This window comes from Flavobacterium sp. KACC 22763 (assembly GCF_028736155.1).
Classification (GTDB): Bacteria; Bacteroidota; Bacteroidia; order Flavobacteriales; family Flavobacteriaceae; genus Flavobacterium.
This window is the reverse complement of sequence record NZ_CP117879.1, coordinates 5,385,860-5,409,765: the sequence shown is the minus strand read 5'-3', so window position 1 is coordinate 5,409,765 and position 23,906 is coordinate 5,385,860. Positions and strand designations below refer to the sequence as shown.

Annotated in this window: 16 protein-coding genes and 2 tRNA genes; 2 read left to right on the top strand and 16 right to left on the bottom strand. The window is 35.3% G+C overall.

The window, feature by feature from the left end:
• Positions 1–8 precede the first annotated feature (8 nt).
• The 3 genes from PQ463_RS22865 to PQ463_RS22855 all read right to left on the bottom strand — a co-directional run bounded on the left by PQ463_RS22865 (position 9) and on the right by PQ463_RS22855 (position 5,632).
• Positions 9–2,780: a bifunctional aconitate hydratase 2/2-methylisocitrate dehydratase gene (locus PQ463_RS22865; RefSeq protein ID WP_274255634.1), complete on the bottom strand. Its 2,772-nt coding sequence runs from the start codon at positions 2,778–2,780 to the stop codon at positions 9–11.
• A gap of 389 nt (positions 2,781–3,169) precedes the next feature.
• A complete protein-coding gene (locus PQ463_RS22860; protein WP_274255633.1) occupies positions 3,170–4,123 on the bottom strand; it encodes an AAA family ATPase in 954 nt (317 codons plus the stop codon).
• Positions 4,124–4,201: 78 nt separating this feature from the next.
• A complete protein-coding gene (locus PQ463_RS22855; protein ID WP_274255632.1) occupies positions 4,202–5,632 on the bottom strand; it encodes a peptidylprolyl isomerase in 1,431 nt (476 codons plus the stop codon).
• A 491-nt stretch (positions 5,633–6,123) separates the two neighbouring features.
• Here PQ463_RS22855 and PQ463_RS22850 point away from each other — a divergent pair, with 491 nt between their 5' ends.
• Together PQ463_RS22850 and PQ463_RS22845 are read left to right on the top strand one after the other, a co-directional pair.
• Positions 6,124–7,566, top strand: a complete 1,443-nt coding sequence (locus PQ463_RS22850) for an alpha-amylase (protein WP_274255631.1) — start codon at positions 6,124–6,126, stop codon at positions 7,564–7,566.
• A 150-nt stretch (positions 7,567–7,716) separates the two neighbouring features.
• Positions 7,717–9,309 (top strand): peptide chain release factor 3, encoded by a 1,593-nt coding sequence (locus tag PQ463_RS22845; RefSeq protein WP_274255630.1) that lies wholly within the window; start codon positions 7,717–7,719, stop codon positions 9,307–9,309.
• A gap of 86 nt (positions 9,310–9,395) precedes the next feature.
• Here PQ463_RS22845 and PQ463_RS22840 read toward each other — a convergent pair whose 3' ends face one another.
• The 13 genes from PQ463_RS22840 to PQ463_RS22780 all read right to left on the bottom strand — a co-directional run bounded on the left by PQ463_RS22840 (position 9,396) and on the right by PQ463_RS22780 (position 23,833).
• Complete coding sequence (locus PQ463_RS22840; protein ID WP_274255629.1) at positions 9,396–10,130, bottom strand: hypothetical protein; 735 nt, start codon at positions 10,128–10,130, stop codon at positions 9,396–9,398.
• A 316-nt stretch (positions 10,131–10,446) separates the two neighbouring features.
• A complete protein-coding gene (locus PQ463_RS22835; protein ID WP_055094614.1) occupies positions 10,447–10,758 on the bottom strand; it encodes a DUF3467 domain-containing protein in 312 nt (103 codons plus the stop codon).
• A gap of 11 nt (positions 10,759–10,769) precedes the next feature.
• Positions 10,770–15,077 (bottom strand): DNA-directed RNA polymerase subunit beta', encoded by a 4,308-nt coding sequence (gene rpoC, locus PQ463_RS22830; protein WP_111422300.1) that lies wholly within the window; start codon positions 15,075–15,077, stop codon positions 10,770–10,772.
• 260 nt (positions 15,078–15,337) lie between these two features.
• Positions 15,338–19,150 carry a DNA-directed RNA polymerase subunit beta gene (gene rpoB / locus PQ463_RS22825; protein ID WP_111422298.1) on the bottom strand — a complete coding sequence of 1,271 codons (3,813 nt, stop codon included), beginning with the start codon at positions 19,148–19,150 and terminating at the stop codon, positions 15,338–15,340.
• A 266-nt stretch (positions 19,151–19,416) separates the two neighbouring features.
• Entirely contained in the window at positions 19,417–19,788 is a 372-nt protein-coding gene (gene rplL / locus PQ463_RS22820) for a 50S ribosomal protein L7/L12 (protein ID WP_008466917.1), read from the bottom strand.
• 92 nt (positions 19,789–19,880) lie between these two features.
• A complete protein-coding gene (rplJ, locus tag PQ463_RS22815) occupies positions 19,881–20,384 on the bottom strand; it encodes a 50S ribosomal protein L10 (protein ID WP_111422296.1) in 504 nt (167 codons plus the stop codon).
• A 22-nt stretch (positions 20,385–20,406) separates the two neighbouring features.
• Positions 20,407–21,096, bottom strand: a complete 690-nt coding sequence (gene rplA, locus PQ463_RS22810; protein ID WP_274255627.1) for a 50S ribosomal protein L1 — start codon at positions 21,094–21,096, stop codon at positions 20,407–20,409.
• A 13-nt stretch (positions 21,097–21,109) separates the two neighbouring features.
• Entirely contained in the window at positions 21,110–21,547 is a 438-nt protein-coding gene (gene rplK, locus PQ463_RS22805; RefSeq protein ID WP_008466923.1) for a 50S ribosomal protein L11, read from the bottom strand.
• Positions 21,548–21,614: 67 nt separating this feature from the next.
• Entirely contained in the window at positions 21,615–22,166 is a 552-nt protein-coding gene (gene nusG, locus PQ463_RS22800; RefSeq protein WP_008466925.1) for a transcription termination/antitermination protein NusG, read from the bottom strand.
• 10 nt (positions 22,167–22,176) lie between these two features.
• Positions 22,177–22,374, bottom strand: coding sequence for a preprotein translocase subunit SecE (gene secE, locus PQ463_RS22795; protein ID WP_008466927.1), 198 nt, complete (start codon positions 22,372–22,374; stop codon positions 22,177–22,179).
• Between the two features lie 18 nt (positions 22,375–22,392).
• A tRNA-Trp gene (locus PQ463_RS22790) sits at positions 22,393–22,463 on the bottom strand.
• A gap of 55 nt (positions 22,464–22,518) precedes the next feature.
• Positions 22,519–23,706: an elongation factor Tu gene (tuf, locus tag PQ463_RS22785; protein WP_109192121.1), complete on the bottom strand. Its 1,188-nt coding sequence runs from the start codon at positions 23,704–23,706 to the stop codon at positions 22,519–22,521.
• Between the two features lie 55 nt (positions 23,707–23,761).
• Positions 23,762–23,833: transfer RNA gene (locus PQ463_RS22780), tRNA-Thr, on the bottom strand.
• Positions 23,834–23,906 lie beyond the last annotated feature (73 nt).

Sequence of the window (23,906 nt, the reverse complement as noted above, 5' to 3'; positions counted from 1 at the left end):
TCTTTTGATTACATAACTAATTGTTTGTTAGAAGGAGCAAACTTAGTTAAGTTAATTCCGTCTACCGCTGCAGTATATTCTTCCATAGTTGGAGTTCTACCTAAAATTGTAGAAAGAACCACAACTGGAGTAGAAGAAAGCAATGATTCTCCTTTTTTACCTTCAGCATCTTCTACAACTCTACCTTGGAAAAGACGAGTAGATGTTGCCATCACCGTATCTCCTTTAGCAGCTTTTTCTTGGTTACCCATACAAAGGTTACATCCAGGACGCTCTAAATACAACATGTTTTCGTATTCTGTACGAGCTGCACCTTTAGGAGCGTTATCGTCAAATTCGAAACCTGAGTATTTTTGTAAAACTTCCCAATCACCTTCTGCTTTCAATTCATCAACAATGTTGTAAGTTGGAGGAGCAACTACAAGTGGAGCGTTAAATTCAACTTTACCTGTTTGTGCTTCAACGTTTTTCAACATTTGAGCAAGGATTTTCATATCTCCTTTGTGAACCATACAAGAACCAATAAATCCAAGATCTACTTTTTTCTCTCCACCATAGAAAGACAATGGTCTGATAGTATCGTGAGTATAACGCTTAGAAACGTCTTTATTATTAACATCTGGGTCAGCGATCATTGGTTCAGCAATTTGATCCAAATCAACTACAACTTCAGCATAGTATTTAGCATTTGCATCTGGAGTTAAAGCTGGTTTTTCACCAGATTTAATTTCTGCAATTCTCTTATCTGCTTTATTGATTAAACCTTGAAGAACTTGTCTGTCGTTATCCATTCCTTTGTCGATCATGATTTGGATTCTGCCTTTAGCAATTTCCAACGATTCGATCAAAGTATCGTCTTCTGAAATACAGATAGAAGCTTTTGCTTTCATCTCTGCAGTCCAGTCTGTAAATGTAAACGCTTGGTCAGCAGTAAGAGTTCCGATGTGAACCTCAATGATTCTTCCTTGGAATACGTTCTCACCGTTGAATTGCTTAAGCATTTGCGCTTGTGTAGCGTGAACCACATCACGGAAATCCATATAACCTTTCATATCTCCTTTGAAAGTCACTTTTACAGATTCAGGAATTGGCATAGAAGCCTCTCCAGTAGCCAATGCAAGAGCAACAGTTCCTGAGTCAGCACCAAAAGCAACACCTTTAGACATTCTAGTGTGAGAGTCACCACCAATAATGATTGCCCATTCGTCGATAGTAATATCGTTAAGTACTTTGTGGATAACGTCAGTCATTGAATGATAAACTCCTTTCGGGTCACGAGCTGTGATCAAACCGAAGTTGTTCATAAATTTCATCAATTTAGGAATGTTAGCCTGAGCTTTTTTGTCCCAAACAGAAGCAGTGTGACAACCAGATTGGTAAGCACCATCAACAATTGGAGAAATAACTGTAGCAGCCATAGACTCTAATTCCTGAGCCGTCATAAGACCTGTAGTATCTTGAGAACCTACAATGTTTACTTCTACACGAACGTCAGAACCAGCGTGTAACACTTTTCCTGGAGCAATTCCTACAGCATTTTTATTGAAGATTTTTTCAACAGCAGTTAAACCTTGCCCTTCGTTAGAAATTTCTTTAGATGGAGCAAATACAGCAGGAGCTTCGATATCTAAAACTTTAGCCGCGAAAGTTTGAAGTTTTTTACCGAATACAATCGCATAAGATCCTCCAGCTCTAATGAACTCTTTTTTCTGAGGAGTAAATGATCTAGAAATATCAATTAATTCCTGATCACCGTTGTATAACTTTTTAGTTTGAGTATTGATTGTCAAAACAGTTCCTGTAGCAACAGAATAAGCTTGCTCAAGAATTGGCTCGTTGTTTTCGTTCAATACTGGTTTTCCATCAGCATCTAATTTTTTAACCCAGTTTTTAAGGTCAATTCCGATACCTCCAGTTACGTCAACTGTAGTAAGGAAAATTGGAGAAATACCATTTGTACCTCCAACAATTGGAGCAATATTTACGAATGGAACATACTCACTTGCTTGTTTTCCTGTCCAAAGCGCCACGTTGTTTACACCTGACATTCTAGAAGAACCAACACCCATTGTTCCTTTTTCAGCGATTAACATTACGCTTGCATCTGGGTGCTTTGCTTGTAACGCTTGAATTTCCTCTTGTGCTTGAGGAGTAATCATACACTTACCGTGAAGTTCACGATCTGAACGAGAGTGAGCTTGGTTTCCTGGAGAAAGCAAATCTGTAGAGATATCTCCTTCACCAGCGATATAAGTAACAACTTTAATTTCTTCTGCTATTTCTGGAAGTTTAGTGAAGAATTCAGCTTTTGCATAACTCTCGATAATTTCTTTAGCGAATGAGTTACCAGCTTTGAAAGCTTCTTTCAAACGGTCAGTATCTGCATCGTAAAGAAAAACTTGTGTTTTAAGAACGTCTGCAGCTTGTTGAGCAATTGCAGCATCGTTTCCTAAAGCTAAATCTAACAACACTTCAATAGAAGGTCCACCCTTCATGTGCGATAATAATTCAAAAGCAAAAGCTGGAGTGATTTCTTTTACTACTGATTGACCTAAAATAATTTCTTTTAAGAACTTAGCTTTTTCACCTGCGGCACTTGTTGTACCTGGTAAAGTATTGTAAATAAAAAACTTAAGAGAGTCTTCGCGATTTGCGTTATCAACATCTTTAATTTGAGCAATGATTTCGCTTAATAATTCAGCTCCATCAATTGGTTTAGGGTGTAACCCTTGATTTTTTCTTTCTTCAATTTCTTGAAGGTAATCCTGATAAATATTCATAATAAAAGCGGATTTATTTTTTTGAGGCAAATTTAAGCATTAAACCCGATAATTAAAAAAAATATAATAGAACAAGCCTTTTCAAAAATTATTATTGCTAAAAAACGATTTTCACTGCTTGTTTTTGCTAAAAAATCAATTTTGAATTAAAATAATGAATTATTAACATTTAAAGATCTTTTCTTTAACAAAGTCGAAATTTGATGTTATAAAGCAAGTAAGTTTTTACCTCTATTTTCGCAAAGAATCTTTCTAAATAAGCAATTATAACGTTATAGTTGATCTATTTGACGTCGTTTGAGCGTCGTCGATCGAATTTAAAATCCTAGAATAAAACAAAAAATCCTGATATTGAATTATCAGGATTTTTATATCTATTTAAAAAAAAATCACATCAGCTTTTTAATAATAACTTCTTCAGTTATTCCTTCCGCATCTGCTTTGTAATTTTTAATAATTCTATGGCGAAGAATTCCTGTTGCCACTGCCTGAACATCTTCAATATCTGGAGAAAATTTTCCATTGAAAGCAGCGTGCGCTTTTGCTGCCAAAATTAAATTCTGAGAAGCTCTTGGCCCTGCTCCCCAATCCAAATAATTTTTCACAAAATCGTTTGTCAAACTATTATCTGGACGTGTTTTGCTTACTAGCGTTACGGCATATTCAATAACATTATCTGCAACTGGAATTCTACGGATTAGGTGTTGAAAATCTATGATTTCTTGTGCAGTAAACAACGGATTAATTTCTGTTTTAACATCAGATGTTGTTCTTTTTACTACCTGAACTTCTTCTTCAAAAGTTGGATATTCCAATTTAATAGCAAACATAAAACGGTCTAACTGCGCTTCAGGCAAAGGATAAGTTCCCTCCTGCTCAATTGGGTTTTGAGTTGCCAAAACAAAATATGGCAAATCTAATTTATGATGCTGGCCAGCAATAGTAACTGATCTCTCCTGCATTGCTTCTAACAAGGCCGCCTGTGTTTTTGGAGGTGTTCTGTTGATCTCGTCAGCTAGAATGATGTTAGAGAAAATTGGCCCTTTAATGAATTTAAAGCTTCTATTTTCATCCAAAATTTCACTTCCTAAAATATCAGAAGGCATCAAATCTGGCGTAAACTGAATTCTTTTAAAATCTAAGCCTAAAGCCTGAGACAAAGTATTTATCATTAAGGTTTTTGCCAAACCAGGAACTCCAATTAAAAGTGCATGTCCTCCAGAAAATATACAAAGTAAAATTTGATCTACAACGGCGTCCTGCCCTACAATGATTTTCGCTATTTCTTTTTTTAATTCGTTTCTTTTTTGAACTAAATTGTGAATTGCTGTTACGTCAGACATTTATGAATGTATTTAAAATTAAAAAGAGTTAATTCTATGAAATCATAAAACTAACTCTTTTTATTTATTTATTAAAACTTATTTTTTCAACCAATTGTTCGCAAAAGTACAATCTTTATACTCTCCAATGATTTTGATGTAAGTATCTTTAATTTTAGTATCAAACCATTTTGCAATTGCATTAATCTGCTTTTCTTTTAATGCTAATTCTTTAATTTTAGTATAATCTTTAGCGTAATCAGCAGTGTGCTCGTCAATTCTGTTTGTAACCGTAATTAACTTATATGTTTTCTTACCTTTTTCATCTGTATTTAAAAGTGGTTGAGAAACTTCATCACCTTTTAAATTTGAAACTTGGCTATACAAAGTCGGATCCATTTTAGTCAATTCAAAACGAGTGTCTTGTGTTGTTGGATTCACCAATGTTCCCCCATTTGTTCTAGTTTCCTTTTCGTCAGATTCTGTTCTTGCTGCTTCAGCAAAAGTCAATTCTTTATTAACAATCTTATTTCTAATATTAGTAATTCTTTCTTTTGCTTCTTTTAAAGCCGCTTCAGAAACAGTTGGCGCTATCAGTATATGGCGAAGCTCAACTTCCTGTCCTTTAATTTTTTCTACCATTATAATATGATATCCATAAATTGTTTCAAAAGGCTCTGAAATTTCTCCCGCCTGCAAACTAAAAGCCACATCTTTAAATTCTTTAACAAAAGCAGTTTTTCTTGTCATTTTGTAATACCCTCCATTTGGTGATGATCCTGGATCTTGAGAGTATAAAACGGCTTTTGTAGCAAAACTAGAACCTTCTAGAACATCTTTTCTAATAGCATTTAGTCTGTCAATTACTTTTTGCTTGTCTTCTTTAGAAATTTTAGGTTCTACAACAATTTGCGCCACTTCCATTTCAGCTCCAAAAGTTGGCAATTCATCTTTTGGGATTTTCTTAAAGAAATTACGAACTTCTTCTGGAGTAATCTCAACATCTTTAACGATCTTATCTCTCATCTCCGAAGCCAATTTTTGCTCCTTTAAGATATCTGCAAAATAAGTTTTAAATTCTTCTACAGAACTCTTTTTATAATACTCAACTACTTTATTGATATCACCTACCTGCTGCGTCATATAATTAAGACGGTCTTCCATCATACCTCTAACCTCGGCATCACTTACAATAATACTATCCTGAATAGCTTGGTGTGCGTATAATTTGTCTTCCAAAAGTTTACCAAGCATCTGGCATCTTGTAATATCTTTTACAGATCCGCCTTGCGCAGTGATTTCCAAAAATCCTTTATCGATATCAGAATCTAAAACAATATAATCTCCTACTGTAGCAATAATTCCATCGATCTTCAATTTCCCACCAGAAGGAGTTTCAACTGGCTTTTGAGCAACAACATCAGGAATAATTTCTTGCGCTGTGATTATTGGAGTTAAAAAAAGAAAAAAACAAATTGTTAGTGCAAACTTGAAATCAATTGTTTTTAGCTGTAATTTTTTTAATAACATTATTTTAATTTTTATTTGAATGTAAAGCCTTTTTTAGATAATCCCTCTAAAATTACATATGTCCGACATAAACATAAATAATTAAAGTATAATTCTTTCGTAACTTATAACGAACAAAAATAACAATTCAATTACATAATCCAACTATCCGATATACTATTAACAAAAAATTATAGGATAGTTCTATAACAGCATACCAAATCGGTTATTTCAATTTTCATAATACAACGAAAGGCATCTTTATAAATCCTTCTAAAATTTGGATTTTAAAAGTAAACAAACTCCTAATTATAAGCGCTCTAAAAAAAAGTTCTTAACACTACAACGTTTTCGTGAAGTCTTGTTTTCTTGCAAATTAAAATTAAATCAAAAAAAAATTACTTTAGATGCGTAATTATCATTTTACAGTATTAAAAAATAACAATATCTGCTTTTTTAAAGTCTGAATTTGACAATTACAAAACTTACTATTTAACTTAACCACATCTATTATGAAAAAACCTATTTTAAAATTATGCCTTATTACGGCGTTTACTGGACTGTTGTATTCGTGTTCTCAGAACGAAATGAGCGAATCCGATTCAAAAGCTGAAAGCCAAAATTTCAAAGTCATTGATGTTACGCATCATGACGGAAAACCGTTTAGCATAGGAACTTCCAATTCTTCTTCAACAGGAAAATATGTTGATAATCCAGGTGGAGGTGTCATGATGCAAGCTTTCTACTGGGATGTCCCTTCTGGAGGAACTTGGTGGAACACTGTAAGCAGTAAAGTTACAGCTTGGGGCAACGCCGGAATTGGCTCTATATGGCTTCCGCCTGCTTCAAAAGCACAAAACGGAGCATTTTCTATGGGATACGATCCAACAGATTACTTTGATTTTGGAGATTACAATCAGAACGGAAGTGTCGAAACCAGATTTGGATCAAAAACTGAATTGGTAAATCTAATTACAGCTGCTCACAACGAGAACATTAAAGTTTATGCAGATATCGTAATCAACCATAATAGTGGCGGACAATCTGAAGCAAATCCGTTTACAGGAACAAATACGTGGACTAATTTTACAGGAGTTGCTTCGGGTAAATTTCCTCGCAATTATAATGATTTTTATAAAAATAGCTACGGAAATAATGACGAAGGATCTTTTGGAGGTTTCCCTGACTTATGTCACGCCGCGCCGAATGTACAAAATTGGCTGTGGTTGCGTACTGACGGAGTTGGTAAATACTATAAAAACACGATGAAATTTGATGGTTGGAGATTCGACTATGTAAAAGGTTTTGGTGCTTGGGTTGTAAATTCATGGAATGCCAATGTTGGCGGATTTTCTGTTGGAGAATTATGGGATTCAAATGTAAACGTCTTGAATGATTGGGCAAATGCTGCCAATAGTTCTGTATTTGATTTTGCTTGTTACTACAAAATGAATGATGCTTTTGATGGAAACAATCTTGCTCTTTTGAATGATGATATGATGTGGAAACGTAATCCATACAAAGCAGTAACTTTTGTAACCAATCATGATACAGATGAAATTTGGAGCAAAATGCTTGCTTATTCATACATATTAACTCACGAAGGTTATCCAACAATCTTTTACAGAGATTATGAAGAATGGTTGGATAAAAACAAATTGAATAATCTGATTTGGATTCACAATAATAAAGCAACCGGAACAACTTCTATTTTGTATTCTGATAATGATGAATATGTTGCAAGAAGAAATGGTTACAACGGAAATCCTGGATTGGTAGTTTACATTAACAATTCAGATGTTTGGCAAGAAAGATGGATTCAGACCAATTGGGCTAATACTCAAATTAAAGATTTTACAGGAAACTCATCTTGGTATCCAACAACTCAAGCAGACAAATGGGTAAAAATACAATGTCCTCCAAAAGGATATTCAATTTGGTCAATTAATCAGTAATTTTAAAAATGACTATTTAAGGCTGTTGCAAAAACAGCCTTATTTTTTACTCTAAAAAACCGCTTAAGACAAAAGACTTCCAAATTTAGGAAGTGAATATTTTTATAAAGCCGTATTTAATAGTACTTTTGCAACCTATTTATACGAAATATGAGCTTTTTAAAAGAAATACAACGCAGAAGAACATTTGGAATTATCTCGCACCCCGATGCCGGTAAAACAACTTTAACTGAAAAATTACTGTTGTTTGGAGGTGCTATTCAGGAAGCTGGAGCGGTAAAAAGTAATAAGATTAAAAAAGGAGCAACGAGTGACTTTATGGAAATCGAACGCCAAAGAGGTATCTCGGTTTCGACTTCTGTGCTTGCTTTTAATTATAAAGATAAAAAAATCAATATCCTTGATACTCCTGGACACAAGGATTTTGCCGAAGATACTTTTAGAACTTTAACTGCTGTTGACAGTGTAATTGTTGTAATTGACGTTGCAAAAGGGGTTGAGGAGCAAACTGAAAAATTGGTTGCAGTTTGTAGAATGCGTAATATTCCAATGATTGTTTTCATCAATAAATTAGATCGTGAAGGTAAAGATGCTTTTGATTTAATGGATGAAGTGGAGCAAAAATTAGGTTTAAAAGTAACTCCATTAAGTTTCCCAATCGGAATGGGTTATGATTTCCAAGGAATTTACAACTTATGGGAAGAAAACATTAATCTTTTCAGCGGAGACAGCCGTAAAAACATAGAGGAAACGATTGCTTTTTCTGATGTCCAAAATAATCCTGAACTAGATAAAATTGTTGGTGAAAAAGCAGCAACAAAACTTCGTGAAGAATTAGAATTAATCGATGAGGTCTATCCAAAATTTGAACGTCAAGATTATTTAGACGGAAAAATTCAACCTGTATTCTTTGGTTCTGCATTGAATAATTTTGGGGTTCGTGAATTGTTAGATTGTTTCGTTACAATTGCTCCATCTCCAAGACCAAAAGATTCTGAAACTCGTTTGGTTGATCCAACAGAAGAAAAAATGAGTGGTTTTGTGTTTAAAATTCACGCCAATATGGATCCTAAGCATAGAGATCGTTTGGCTTTCATTAAAATTGTTTCTGGAACTTTCGAACGAAATAAACCTTATTATCACGTTCGTCAAAAGAAAAATTTAAAATTCTCTAGTCCAAATGCATTCTTCGCCGAGAAAAAAGAGATAGTCGATGTTTCTTATCCAGGTGATATTGTAGGTTTGCATGATACAGGAAACTTTAAAATTGGTGATACTTTGACAGAAGGCGAAATCATGAGTTTTAAAGGAATTCCGAGCTTCTCTCCAGAACACTTTAGATATATCAATAATGCTGACCCGCTGAAAGCAAAACAACTAGATAAAGGAGTAGATCAGTTAATGGATGAAGGTGTTGCTCAGTTATTTACTTTAGAAATGAACAACCGTAAAGTTATCGGAACTGTTGGAGCACTTCAGTATGAAGTAATTCAATATCGTTTAGAGCACGAATACGGAGCAAAATGCACTTACGAAAACTTCCCTGTACACAAAGCTTGTTGGGTAAAACCTGACGATGCTAAAAACGAAGAATTCAAAGAATTTAAACGTATTAAACAAAAATTCTTGGCTCATGATAAATACGGCCAATTGGTATTCTTAGCTGATTCTGATTTCACAATTCAAATGACACAAAGTAAATACCCAACCGTTAAACTTTACTTTACATCTGAGTTCGATTAATTCGCTTTAGATTAAAAATAAAAAAAGGCTGTCAATTTATTTAGACAGCCTTTTCTATTTACATTCCCCAATATGTAAATTTAATATTAACGGGTATAATTAATTCCTAATCCACCCGCGATATAGATTCTGATAAGCTCACCTGAATCAACAATTATATTTTTTATCAAAACATTATTTTTAGCAGATTTTATATCAAAAGCTATTTCCTTTGATAAATAATAATCATTTGCTGTAATTGTGACCATTAGCGCTTTACTATCCTTTAAAACTTTGGTTTCTATAGCGAACTCCCCTGTTTTAGGATTTACTTTTACAGGATTCTGTGCCCCTTCAACAGCAAGCATTAAGTTTGAATATACTTCTTTGTCAAAAGGTTTATTAGTTTTAGCCTCTAATAACTTTCCTTTTATTGTTATCGAAACCTCTTCATTTCGAGTTTGATTATAAGCCACTTTCCCCACTTTATAAGTATTGGGTTGTGGACGGCTTATTTCGGTTTGAATAGGCTCTTTTTCTTGTGCTGAAAGATTTGATGCAAGTAACACAGAAGCCGCGACTGCAGCATATTTTAACGTATTAATTTTAGAATTTTCGCTATATTCAAATTGCTCTTCTAACTGCGTAGTTTTTAGTCTTGCACAAACCGATTTATCTTTGTTCTCTGCAATGAACCTAGCAACTTCCGAATTGGTTTTCTTACTTAAATCAATTACATTTTTCATGCAGGAATTACAAAACGAACCGTTTGCATTCGGAATCATTTTATCAAAGTTTTCAGAACATGGACTTGCTATTTCTAAGGTGAATTTCTTTTTCATACTGTAATCATTTAAGTTAATACCTCAAAGAGATCATTATACTTATATAGAGTATGTTTTTGAACAAAAGGTTGGAAAAGAAATAAAAAAAGCATAAAAAAAAGTGCTAATACAATTAGCACTTTTAATAATTTGAATTAAATCAACCTTACTAAGTCATTAATATTTCAAAATTCAATCTTTTTTAGGCTATACCAAGTTAAAACAATACTTATCCGAAAAGAAAATTACTCGACCAAAGTAAATTAAATCCGACAAACTACATCCCTTGTCTTTTCTCCATAAAAAAAGCCCCTTAAAAAAGGGGCTTTAAAGTTTATGCTTGTCCTGTCGGACCAAAATTAAGCGGAATTGGCGCTTGTTCCGTTTCTTTGATTTCGCCATGAGCTGCCTCAAATCTATGGATATTTTCACCTATTGCTTTTAATAATCTTTTAGCATGTTGTGGTGTCAAGACAATTCTTGATTTTACCTTGGCTTTAGGAATACCTGGCATAATGCTCACAAAATCTAAAACAAACTCCGATGATGAGTGATTGATAATCGCAAGATTAGAATAAATTCCTTCTGCAATCGTTTCGTCTAACTCAATGTTAATTTGCTCTTGTTGTTGTTTCGGATTACTCATAGTTTCCCTAATTAATAAATGTATTCTTCTTTATTAGCCATCATTTCGTTGTAATCATCTTTAGATCCTACAATAGTGTTATCGTATTCTCTCATACCAGTTCCTGCAGGAATTCTGTGTCCAACGATTACGTTTTCTTTTAATCCTTCTAGATCATCTACTTTACCAGCTACTGCAGCTTCGTTAAGTACTTTCGTTGTCTCCTGGAATGAAGCCGCAGAAATGAATGATTTAGTTTGTAACGAAGCTCTTGTAATACCTTGTAGAACTGGCGTTGCAGTTGCAGTGATTACGTCTCTTGCTACAACAAGATTTTTATCTGTACGTTTCAATAATGAATTTTCATCACGCAATTCACGAGGTGTAATGATCTGACCTGGTTTCAATACTGAAGAATCTCCAGCATCTTCAACCACTTTCATACCATATAATTTATCGTTTTGAACAATAAAATCTTTAGTATGAATTAATTGATCTTCTAAGAATAAAGTATCTCCCGGATCTTCAACTCTTACTTTACGCATCATTTGACGAATTACAACCTCAAAGTGCTTATCATTAATTTTTACCCCTTGTAAACGGTAAACCTCTTGAATTTCATTTACCAAGTACTGTTGTACAGCAGCTGGACCTTGAATTCTTAAGATATCATCTGGTGTAATTGCACCGTCAGACAATGGAACTCCCGCTCTTACGAAGTCATTTTCTTGTACTAAGATTTGGCTAGAAAGTTTAACTAAATACTTTTTAATCTCACCAAATTTAGACTCGATAACAATCTCACGGTTACCTCTCTTAATTTTTCCGAATGATACAACACCGTCAATTTCAGATACAACTGCTGGGTTTGAAGGGTTACGAGCCTCAAGCAACTCAGTAATTCTTGGAAGACCTCCCGTGATATCGCCCGCTTTAGAAGAACGACGTGGGATTTTCACTAATACTTTACCTGCTTTAATTTTCTCACCATTCTCAACCATTAAGTGTGCACCTACTGGTAAGTTGTATGAACGAATCAATTCACCTTCTTTACCATAAACTAATAAAGTTGGGATTAATTTTTTGTTTCTAGCCTCAGAAATTACTTTTTCTTGGAAACCAGTCTGCTCATCAATTTCAACCATGTATGATTGTCCTTGCTCTAAATCTTCGTAAGCAATCTTACCAGTAAATTCAGAAACAATTACACCATTATATGGATCCCATTTACAGATTACAGTTCCTTTAGTAACTACATCTCCGTCATTTACAAAAATACTAGATCCGTAAGGAATGTTATGCGTATTTAAAACAATTCCGGTTCCTTCGTCAATTAATTTCAACTCCGTAGAACGTGATACAACGATATCAACTTCGTTACCTTCACTATCTTCACCTTTAACTGTTTTTAAATCTTCGATTTCAAGTCTACCGTTGAATCTTGTAACAATACTAGACTCTTCAGAGATACCTCCAGCAACCCCTCCAACGTGGAACGTACGAAGTGTCAACTGTGTACCTGGCTCTCCAATAGACTGAGCTGCAATAACTCCGACAGCTTCACCTCTTTGTGTCATCTTACCAGTAGCTAAGTTTCTACCGTAACATTTAGCACAAATACCTTTTAAAGCTTCACAAGTTAACGGAGATCTAACTTCTACTTTCTCAATTGGAGAAGCTTCAATAGTTCTCATAATTGATTCTGTAATTTGCTCTCCAGATTTAACCATTACTTCGTTAGTAAGAGGATTAATAACGTCTTGTAATGCAACACGTCCTAAAATTCTCTCTCCTAAAGATTCAACGATTTCCTCATTTTTCTTCAACGCTGCAACTTCAACACCTCTTAAAGTTCCACAATCTTCGATGTTAACAATAACATCTTGAGAAACGTCATGAAGCCTTCTTGTCAAGTAACCAGCATCGGCCGTTTTAAGAGCCGTATCCGCAAGACCTTTACGAGCACCGTGAGTAGAAATGAAGTACTCAAGGATCGAAAGACCTTCCTTAAAGTTAGAAAGAATCGGGTTTTCAATAATCTCACCACCGCCAGCAGTAGATTTTTTAGGCTTAGCCATCAAACCACGCATACCAGTTAACTGACGAATCTGCTCCTTAGAACCCCTCGCCCCAGAGTCAAGCATCATATATACAGAGTTGAAACCTTGTTGGTCTTCTCTAATATTTTTCATTGCTAACTCTGTTAACTGAGCATTTGCTGAAGTCCATACGTCAATAACTTGGTTGTAACGCTCGTTATTTGTGATAAGACCCATGTTATAGTTAGTTGAGATACCTTCAACTTGCTCTCTAGCATCTGCAATTAACTTAGTTTTTTGCTCTGGGATTCTAATATCACCTAAAGAGAATGATAAACCTCCTCTAAATGCGAATTTATACCCCATATCTTTCATATTATCCAAGAAAGCTGCCGTTGTAGGTACATCAGTCACACTTAAAATGTGCCCGATAATATCTCTAAGGTTTTTCTTAGTCAATACGTCATTGATATATCCAGCTGCTTCAGGTACTACTTCGTTAAATAATACACGTCCAGCAGTTGTCTGGATGATTTTGTACACTAATTCTCCAGCGTCATTAAAATCTTTTGCTCTAATTTTCACACGAGCATTCAATTCTAATCTTCCTTCGTTTAATGCAATATTTACTTCTTCAGCAGAATAGAAAGTTAAATCCTGACCAATAATTTTGTGATCTTCTGTAGAAATACGCTCTTTGGTCATATAGTATAGACCCAAGACCATGTCCTGAGAAGGTACAGTAATTGGAGCACCATTTGCAGGGTTCAAGATATTGTGAGAAGCCAACATTAATAATTGAGCCTCTAAAATAGCTTCTGGTCCTAATGGTAAGTGAACCGCCATCTGGTCACCATCGAAATCGGCGTTGAAAGCCGTACATACTAATGGGTGTAACTGGATTGCTTTTCCTTCAATTAATTTTGGTTGGAAAGCCTGAATACCAAGTCTGTGCAAAGTAGGAGCACGGTTCAGTAATACTGGGTGTCCTTTAATTACGTTTTCAAGGATATCCCAAACTACTGGCTCTTTCTTATCAATGATTTTCTTAGCAGATTTTACTGTTTTTACAATACCTCTTTCAATCAATTTACGGATAACGAAAGGTTTGTATAATTCAGAAGCCATATCTTTTGGCAATCCGCACTCATATAATTTTAACTCTGGACCAACAACAATTACCGAACGAGCAGAATAATCCACACGTTTTCCTAAAAGGTTTTGACGGAAACGTCCTTGTTTACCTTTTAATGAGTCAGATAATGATTTTAATGGTCTGTTTGATTCTGTTTTAACAGCAGAAGCTTTACGAGTGTTATCAAATAATGAATCTACAGATTCTTGTAACATACGTTTCTCGTTTCTTAAGATAACTTCTGGAGCTTTAATCTCCATTAATCTTTTTAAACGGTTGTTACGGATGATTACACGACGATATAAATCGTTCAAATCTGAAGTTGCAAAACGACCTCCATCAAGTGGCACAAGCGGACGTAATTCTGGCGGGATAACTGGAACCACTTTCATAATCATCCATTCTGGACGGTTTTCGCGGTTTTCGTTAGACTCACGGAAAGATTCAACAACTTGTAATCTTTTTAAAGCCTCAGTTTTTCTTTGTTTAGAAGTCTCATTGTTAGCGCTGTGTCTTAATTCATAAGATAAAGCATCTAGATCAATACGAGCTAATAAATCCATAATACACTCTGCTCCCATTTTGGCAACAAATTTATTAGGATCTAAATCATCTAAATATTGGTTTTCTTGCGGAAGAGTATCTAAAATATTTAAATATTCCTCTTCAGTTAAGAAATCTAATCTTTGTAGTGATTCTCCATCTGCATTTTTAGCGATACCTGGCTGAATTACTACGTATCTTTCGTAGTAAATGATCATATCTAATTTCTTAGATGGAAGACCAAGGATATAACCAATTTTGTTTGGAAGAGAACGGAAGTACCAGATATGAGCAATTGGCACAACAAGGTTGATGTGTCCTACTCTATCACGACGTACTTTTTTCTCAGTAACTTCAACACCACAACGGTCACAGATGATACCTTTGTAACGAATTCTTTTATACTTACCACAAGCACATTCGAAATCTTTTACTGGTCCGAAGATTCTTTCGCAGAAAAGTCCGTCACGCTCTGGTTTGTGAGTTCTATAGTTAATAGTTTCTGGCTTTAAAACCTCTCCTCTTGATTCTTTCAAGATAGATTCTGGTGAAGCCAATCCAATAGAGATTTTGTTAAATCTTTTTACTGGATTTTTATCTTTATTGTTTCTGTTATTCATCATAGTTTTTACTATTGATTTATTTGCAATTAAAAAATTGATTTTAGATTTATAATCTACTCTTAGGAAAACTAAGAGTTAATCATTCAGCTACTACCTCGGGTTACTTCTCTAAACCTCAAAATCTTATTTGAAGTGCTAGTTATAAAATGCCTCGCATTGTTATAAAAAATCGGAACGGGTTACGGGTATAAATCTTTAAAAACTTGTTATAAATACGAATATAGGGACGCGATTAATCACGTCTCTATATTTTTTTATTATTATTCTTCCAAACGAAGATCTAAACCTAGACCTTTCAATTCGTGCATTAATACATTGAATGATTCTGGTAAACCTGGTTCTGGCATAGTTTCACCCTTAACGATAGCCTCGTAAGTTTTAGCTCTACCAATAACGTCATCAGACTTAACTGTTAAGATTTCACGTAGTGTACTAGAAGCTCCATAAGCCTCAAGTGCCCAAACCTCCATCTCTCCGAAACGCTGACCTCCAAATTGAGCCTTACCTCCAAGTGGTTGTTGCGTAATCAATGAGTATGGTCCGATAGAACGTGCGTGCATCTTATCATCAACCATGTGTCCTAATTTAAGCATGTAAATTACACCCACAGTCGCTTTTTGTGCAAAACGCTCTCCAGTTCCACCATCAAATAGGTAAGTATGTCCGAAACGTGGTACTCCAGCTTCATCAGTCAAAGCATTGATTTCGTCAAGAGAAGCTCCGTCGAAGATTGGAGTAGCAAATTTTCTACCCAAGTTCATACCAGCCCATCCTAATACAGTCTCATAAATCTGACCAATGTTCATACGTGAAGGTACCCCAAGTGGATTCAATACGATATCTACTGGTGTTCCATCTTCTAAGAATGGCATATCTTCGTGACGAACGATTCTAGCAACAATACCTTTGTTACCGTGACGACCTGCCATTTTATCACCTACTTTTAACTTACGTTTTTTAGCGATATAGATTTTAGCCAATTTCAAGATTCCAGATGGTAATTCATCTCCAACTGTAATAGTGAATTTCTCTCTTCTTAAAGCTCCTTGTAAGTCGTTTAGCTTAATTTTATAGTTATGAATTAAATCATTAACCATTTTATTAGTAGCGTCATCAGCAACCCACTGACCTTTGCTTAAGTGAGCAAAATCCTCTACTGCGTAAAGCATTTTTTGAGTATATTTTTTACCTTTTGGTAAAACTTCTTCACCCAAATCATTCATTACACCTTGAGATGTTTTTCCGTTAACGATCAAGAATAATTTCTCAACCAATCTGTCTTTTAATTCAACAAATTTAGTTTCGAATTCCATTTCTAAAGCACCTAAAGCATCTTTATCCTGAGTACGTTTACGTTTATCTTTTACGGCTCTTGCAAATAATTTTTTGTCAAGAACTACACCATGTAAAGATGGAGAAGCTTTTAATGAAGCATCTTTTACATCACCAGCTTTATCTCCAAAGATTGCACGAAGCAATTTCTCCTCTGGAGTAGGATCTGATTCTCCTTTTGGTGTAATTTTTCCGATTAGAATGTCGCCAGGTTTAACCTCTGCTCCAATTCTGATCATACCGTTTTCATCTAAATCTTTAGTAGCTTCTTCAGAAACGTTAGGAATATCATTTGTTAACTCTTCGTTTCCTAACTTAGTATCTCTAACCTCTAATGAATAATCATCAACGTGGATAGATGTAAAAATATCATCACGAACTACTTTTTCAGAAATTACAATCGCATCCTCGAAGTTGTACCCTTTCCATGGCATGAACGCAACTTTTAAGTTTCTACCTAAAGCTAATTCTCCATTTTGAGTAGCGTATCCTTCAGACAATACTTGACCAGGAACAACTCTGTCACCTCTTCTTACGATTGGTTTCAAGTTGATACTTGTACCTTGGTTGGTTTTTCTAAATTTAATTAAGTTGTACGTTTTCTCATCAGCATCAAAACTAACCATTCTCTCGTCTTCTGTACGATCGTATTTAATAGTAATGATGTTAGCATCTACGTATTCAACAGTACCATGCCCTTCAGCATTGATCAATACTCTTGAATCTGAAGCTACTTGACGCTCTAAACCTGTACCAACAATCGGAGCTTCAGGACGGATCAAAGGAACTGCCTGACGCATCATGTTTGATCCCATCAACGCACGGTTCGCATCATCATGCTCCAAGAAAGGAATCAATGACGCAGAAATCGAAGCGATCTGGTTAGGAGCAACGTCTGTATAATGAACTACTGATGGCTCAACAACTGGGAAGTCACCTTCCTCACGAGCAATAACATTGCTAGCTGTAATTTTACCAGAAGCGTCCATTTCAATGTTTGCCTGAGCAATCATTTTACCTTCTTCTTCTTCAGCACTTAAGTAAACTGGAGTACTTTCTAAATCAACTACACCATTAGTTACTTTACGGTATGGAGTTTCAATGAATCCCATTCCGTTTACTTTTGCATAAACACCAAGAGATGAAATCAAACCAATGTTTGGTCCCTCAGGAGTTTCAATCGGACATAAACGACCATAGTGAGTATAGTGAACGTCACGAACCTCGAAACCAGCTCTCTCTCTCGAAAGTCCACCTGGTCCAAGTGCAGAAAGTCTTCTTTTGTGTGTAATCTCAGCTAATGGATTCGTTTGATCCATAAATTGAGATAACTGGTTAGTACCAAAGAAAGAGTTGATAACTGATGACAATGTTTTAGCATTGATCAAATCAATTGGTGTAAATACCTCGTTATCTCTAACGTTCATTCTCTCACGAATAGTTCTAGCCATACGTGCTAAACCAACACCGAATTGTTGAGACAATTGTTCACCAACTGTTCTAACACGACGGTTTGATAAGTGATCGATATCATCAATCTCTGCTTTAGAGTTGATCAATTCGATCAAATATTTTACGATTGTAATAATATCCTCTTTAGTAAGCACTTGCTTATCCATAGGGATATCTAAATCTAATTTTTTGTTCATTCTGTAACGACCAACCTCACCTAAGTTATAACGTTGATCAGAGAAGAACAATTTATCTATAATACCACGAGCAGTTTCCTCATCAGGCGGTTCAGCGTTACGCAACTGACGGTAAATGTGCTCTACAGCTTCTTTTTCAGAGTTTGTTGGATCTTTTTGTAACGTGTTGTGGATAATAGCATAATCTGCTTGGTTATTATCCTCTTTGTGTAACAAAATAGATTTTACGTTAGAATCAATGATCTCTTCAACATTATCTTTGTCGATAATAGTATCACGATCAAGGATGATTTCGTTACGTTCGATAGAAACTACCTCTCCAGTATCCTCATCTACGAAATCCTCGTGCCATGTGTTCAATACACGGGCAGCAAGTCTTCTTCCAATATATTTCTTAATACCTGTTTTAGAAACTTTAATCTCTTCAGCTAAGTCGAAAATTTCAAGGATATCCTTATCTCTTTCGAAACCGATAGCACGGAATAAAGTTGTTACAGGTAATTTTTTCTTTCTATCGATATACGCGTACATTACGCTGTTAATATCTGTAGAGAATTCTATCCAAGAACCTTTAAAAGGAATTACTCTGGCAGAATAAAGTTTAGTTCCATTTGCGTGGAATGACTGTCCAAAGAAAACCCCTGGAGAACGGTGTAATTGAGATACTACAACACGCTCGGCACCATTAATAACAAAAGTACCACTAGGAGTCATGTAAGGAATTGTTCCAAGATAAACATCTTGTACAATAGTTTCAAAATCTTCGTGTTCTGGATCTGTACAGTATAGTTTTAATCTAGCTTTTAAAGGCACACTATATGTAAGACCTCTCTCTATACATTCTTGAATTGTATAACGTGGTGGATCAACAAAATAATCTAGGAATTCCAATACAAAGTTATTTCTTGTATCTGTAATTGGGAAGTTTTCCATGAAGGTATTGTATAACCCTTCGTTGCCTCTTTCGTCAGATTTCGTTTCTAATTGAAAGAAATCTTTAAAAGATTTAACCTGAACATCCAAAAAGTCTGGATAGTCAGGGATATTTTTTGTAGAGGCAAAATTCAATCTTTCAGTCTGATTTGTTATCATCAATGGACAAAATTTTGATTAAAAAAAAGTAATTTATTTTTGTGTAAATACACATTGTTTAATCTATACTTTCTTATTATAATCAATACATCTTTAAAAATTAGTTCTATAAATTAAGTCTAATTTTCTTTCTTCGTATTGATCAAAAACTTTTTCGTATTTTAAACTATGGGATAATAAAATTGATATATTTTATTATACGAAAAATGGTTTAGGCCTTTGAGTGTTAACTCAAGACCTAAACCTAGTTCTTAAACTGAGTTTAATTATTTAAGCTCAACAGTAGCTCCAGCCTCTTCTAAAGATTTTTTAAGACCTTCAGCCTCTTCTTTAGAAACACCTTCTTTAACGTTGCTTGGTGCACCGTCAACTACATCTTTAGCTTCTTTAAGACCTAAACCAGTTAATTCTTTAACTAATTTTACAACAGCTAATTTAGAAGCTCCTGCATCTTTCAATACAACTGTAAATTCAGTTTGTGCTTCTTCAGCAGCACCGTCTCCTCCACCAGCAGCAACTACTACAGCAGCAGCAGCAGGCTCGATTCCGTACTCATCTTTTAATATTGTTGCTAATTCGTTAACTTCTTTAACTGTTAAGTTAACTAATTGTTCTGCGAATTGTTTCAAATCTGCCATTTTTTCTATCGTTTAAAATGATTTGTGTAAAAAATATAATTTAATTATTGTGCGCTAATTAAGCAGTAAGGAAGCAAACTCCCTTACGATAATTACTCTGCTCCTTCTTCTTCGCTTCCAGCGAATTTGTTTTGTAAAGCAGAAATAATTCTTTGAGCTGGAGATTGTAATAATCCAATGATTTCTCCAATAAGCTCTTCTTTAGATTTAATAGTAGCTAATGCATCTAATTGGTTGTCCCCAATATATACTTCAGAGTTGATGTAAGCTCCTTTTAAAACTGGTTTATCAGATTTCTTACGGAAATCTTTGATAATTTTTCCAGGTGCGTTAGCAACATCAGAAATAAAGATAGCACTGTTACCACTTAAAACTGTAGGTAAATCACCATAATCATTAGAAGAAGCTTCCATTGCTTTTGCAAGCAAAGTGTTCTTTACAACCTCTAATTTGATACCTGCTTTAAAACAAGCTCTACGTAAGTTTGAAGTTGTCTCTGCGTTTAAACCAGAAATATCAGATACATAAATGATATTTGTACCAGCTAACTGCGCAGTTAAATTTTCAATCGCGATTGATTTTTCTTCTCTAGTCATACTAAAAATTTTTAACTACCAATTATACTGCTTTTGGGTCTAATGCGATAGCAGGACTCATTGTGCTTGTAAGGTGAATACCTTTGATGTATGTACCTTTAGCAGCAGTTGGTTTAAGTTTTATTAATGTTTGAATAATTTCGTGTGCGTTGTCAACAATCTGCTCAGCTCCAAAAGAAACTTTACCGATTCCTGCGTGTACGATACCAGTTTTATCAACTTTAAAGTCAATTTTACCAGCTTTAACCTCTTGAACAGCTTTTGCAACATCCATAGTTACAGTACCTGTTTTAGGGTTTGGCATTAAACCTCTAGGTCCTAAAATACGACCTAATGGACCTAATTTACCCATTACAGCAGGCATAGTGATGATAACATCAACATCTGTCCAACCGTCTTTAATTTTTTGTAAGTAATCATCAAGACCAACGTGATCTGCTCCAGCCTCTCTTGCTTCAGCCTCTTTATCTGGAGTAACCAACGCTAATACTTTAACGTCTTTTCCTGTTCCGTGAGGTAAAGTTACCACACCTCTTACCATTTGATTCGCTTTTCTTGGATCAACACCCAAACGAACTACGATATCAACAGACTCATCAAATTTTGCAGAAGCAACAACTTTAATTAATGCAGCAGCATCTTTTAAAGAGTATAATTTGTTCTTTTCAATTTTTGAAGCAGCCTCTTTTTGCTTTTTTGTTAATTTTGCCATTTCTTTTTCTTAATTAAAAAGGAGCATCTCCTGATACAGTTATACCCATAGATCTAGCTGTTCCAGCAACCATACTCATAGCTTTCTCAATTGTGAAAGCGTTTAAGTCTGGCATTTTGTCTTCAGCAATAGTTCTAATTTGTTCCCAAGTAACGCTAGCTACTTTTTTACGATTAGGCTCACCAGAACCAGATTTTAGCTTTGCAGCTTCCATTAACTGAACTGCTGCTGGAGGAGTCTTAACAACAAAATCAAATGATTTGTCTTTGTACACAGTGATTTGCACTGGACAAATTTTGCCAGGTTTATCTTGAGTTCTAGCATTAAATTGCTTACAAAACTCCATGATGTTAACCCCAGCAGCTCCTAAAGCAGGTCCAACCGGTGGCGACGGGTTCGCAGCACCTCCCTTAACTTGTAGTTTAACTACCTTACTAATTTCTTTAGCCATTTTTAAAAAATTTAACACTGTAATCAATGGAAGCGATTACAATGGTTTATTATAGTGTAACAAAAAATTATACTTTTTCTACTTGCATAAAACTTAATTCCAATGGAGTTTTTCTTCCGAAAATCTTAACCATTACCTCAAGCTTACGCTTTTCTTCATTGATTTTCTCAACAGATCCATTAAATCCATTGAAAGGTCCATCAATAACCTTAACCGTTTCTCCAACACTAAATGGAATAGAACGAGTGTCTGTATTTACAGCCAACTCATCTACTTTACCTAACATACGGTTTACTTCAGAAAGTCTTAAAGGAACAGGTTCTCCACCTTTAGTTTCTCCCAAAAATCCAATAACACTAGTAATTGACTTAATAATATGAGGGATTTCACCAACTAAGTTAGCTTCAATCATAACATATCCAGGAAAGTAAACTTTATCCTTAGATGATTTTTTCCCATCTTTTACAGTAACTACTTTTTCAGTAGGAACCAAAACCTGAGAAACATAATCCTCCATACCTAATCTCGCAATCTCAGTCTCGATATAAGCTTTCACTTTATTCTCTTGACCACTAACCGCTCTAACTACGTACCATTTTTTCACATTATTATCTGCCATCACAAAAAAATTATCCTTTTAACCAGTTAAAAAATCCAGCCAAAGCTTTTGCAAAAAATTCGTCTACTCCCCATGTTGCCAAAGCGAATAAAATCGAAAATACAGCCACAACAATTGTCAATTTTTGAACTTCAGCCCAAGCTGGCCAAGTAACATTTGACTTTAACTCTTCGAAAGCCTCTGATAAATAATTAGTAACTTTTGTCATTTGATATATTTTTTATTGCACGGGCGGAGGGATTCGAACCCCCATCAACGGTTTTGGAGACCGCTATTCTACCCTTGAACTACGCCCGTAATTAAAGCCAGTGATTTCAAATAAGAAATCACTGGCTTTTATTTATTTATAGAATTACTCTACGATTTCAGTAACCTGACCAGCACCAACTGTTCTACCACCTTCACGGATAGCGAAACGTAAACCTACGTTCATAGCGATTGGGCTTAATAAAGCAACCTCAATAGTTAAGTTATCACCTGGCATTACCATCTCTACACCTGCTGGTAAAGTAATAACTCCTGTTACGTCAGTTGTACGTACGTAGAACTGTGGACGGTAGTTATTGTGGAATGGAGTGTGACGTCCACCTTCTTCTTTTTTCAAGATATAAACCTCAGCTTTGAATTTAGCGTGTGGTTTTACTGAACCTGGCTTAATAATAACCATACCTCTTTTGATATCAGCTTTATCAATACCTCTTAACAATAAACCTACGTTATCTCCAGCTTCACCTCTATCAAGGATTTTACGGAACATCTCAACTCCTGTAATAGTAGAAGTTAATTTCTCAGCTCCCATACCAATGATTTCAACAGGATCTCCAGTGTTAGCAACTCCAGTTTCGATACGACCTGTAGCAACAGTTCCACGACCTGTAATTGTAAATACGTCCTCAACTGGCATCAAGAATGGTTTAGCAACGTCACGCACTGGCTCTTCGATCCAGTTGTCAACAGCTTCCATTAATTCGATAATTTTAGGTACCCAGTTTGGATCATTGTTTAATCCTCCTAAAGCAGAACCTTGAACTACAGGACCATTATCTCCATCATATTCGTAGAAAGATAATAAATCTCTAATTTCCATTTCAACAAGCTCTAACAACTCAGCATCATCAACCATATCCACTTTGTTCATGAAAACAACGATTCTTGGAATACCAACCTGACGACCTAAAAGGATGTGCTCACGAGTTTGTGGCATTGGACCATCTGTAGCAGCAACTACTAAGATAGCTCCGTCCATTTGAGCAGCTCCAGTAACCATGTTCTTTACGTAATCCGCGTGACCTGGACAGTCAACGTGAGCGTAGTGACGGTTAGCTGTTTCGTACTCTACGTGAGACGTATTGATAGTAATACCTCTTTCTTTCTCCTCTGGAGCGTTATCGATTTGATCAAACGATTTTGCTTGACAGTAACCAGCATCTGACAATACTTTTGTAATTGCAGCAGTTAATGTAGTTTTTCCGTGATCTACGTGTCCAATTGTACCTATGTTTAAGTGCGGTTTGGAACGATTAAAATTCTCCTTTGCCATTTTACTTAATTTTTAATCTTAGTTATATATTAATTTTCAATTTCCTACTTACTTGAGCCAATGTCGGGATTTGAACCCGAGACCTCTTCCTTACCAAGGAAGCACTCTACCCCTGAGCTACACCGGCAGAGAGTTCTGATTTGAGATTTTCGAATCCAAATCTCAGATTTTCAACAATCTAAAATCTAAGACTCAAAATC

Coding starts and splice junctions, on each gene's coding strand:
- rplK (WP_008466923.1), bottom strand. CDS start 21,547: ATGGCTAAAGAAATTAGTAAGGTAGTTAAACTACAAGTTAAGGGAGGT.
- PQ463_RS22855 (WP_274255632.1), bottom strand. CDS start 5,632: ATGTTATTAAAAAAATTACAGCTAAAAACAATTGATTTCAAGTTTGCA.
- PQ463_RS22840 (WP_274255629.1), bottom strand. CDS start 10,130: ATGAAAAAGAAATTCACCTTAGAAATAGCAAGTCCATGTTCTGAAAAC.
- rpoB (WP_111422298.1), bottom strand. CDS start 19,150: ATGATAACAAATCAGACTGAAAGATTGAATTTTGCCTCTACAAAAAAT.
- tuf (WP_109192121.1), bottom strand. CDS start 23,706: ATGGCAAAGGAGAATTTTAATCGTTCCAAACCGCACTTAAACATAGGT.
- nusG (WP_008466925.1), bottom strand. CDS start 22,166: ATGGCAGATAATAATGTGAAAAAATGGTACGTAGTTAGAGCGGTTAGT.
- rplJ (WP_111422296.1), bottom strand. CDS start 20,384: ATGACTAGAGAAGAAAAATCAATCGCGATTGAAAATTTAACTGCGCAG.
- PQ463_RS22850 (WP_274255631.1), top strand. CDS start 6,124: ATGAAAAAACCTATTTTAAAATTATGCCTTATTACGGCGTTTACTGGA.
- rplL (WP_008466917.1), bottom strand. CDS start 19,788: ATGGCAGATTTGAAACAATTCGCAGAACAATTAGTTAACTTAACAGTT.
- PQ463_RS22845 (WP_274255630.1), top strand. CDS start 7,717: ATGAGCTTTTTAAAAGAAATACAACGCAGAAGAACATTTGGAATTATC.
- PQ463_RS22835 (WP_055094614.1), bottom strand. CDS start 10,758: ATGAGTAATCCGAAACAACAACAAGAGCAAATTAACATTGAGTTAGAC.
- PQ463_RS22860 (WP_274255633.1), bottom strand. CDS start 4,123: ATGTCTGACGTAACAGCAATTCACAATTTAGTTCAAAAAAGAAACGAA.
- rpoC (WP_111422300.1), bottom strand. CDS start 15,077: ATGATGAATAACAGAAACAATAAAGATAAAAATCCAGTAAAAAGATTT.
- rplA (WP_274255627.1), bottom strand. CDS start 21,096: ATGGCAAAATTAACAAAAAAGCAAAAAGAGGCTGCTTCAAAAATTGAA.
- PQ463_RS22865 (WP_274255634.1), bottom strand. CDS start 2,780: ATGAATATTTATCAGGATTACCTTCAAGAAATTGAAGAAAGAAAAAAT.
- secE (WP_008466927.1), bottom strand. CDS start 22,374: ATGACAAAAGTTACTAATTATTTATCAGAGGCTTTCGAAGAGTTAAAG.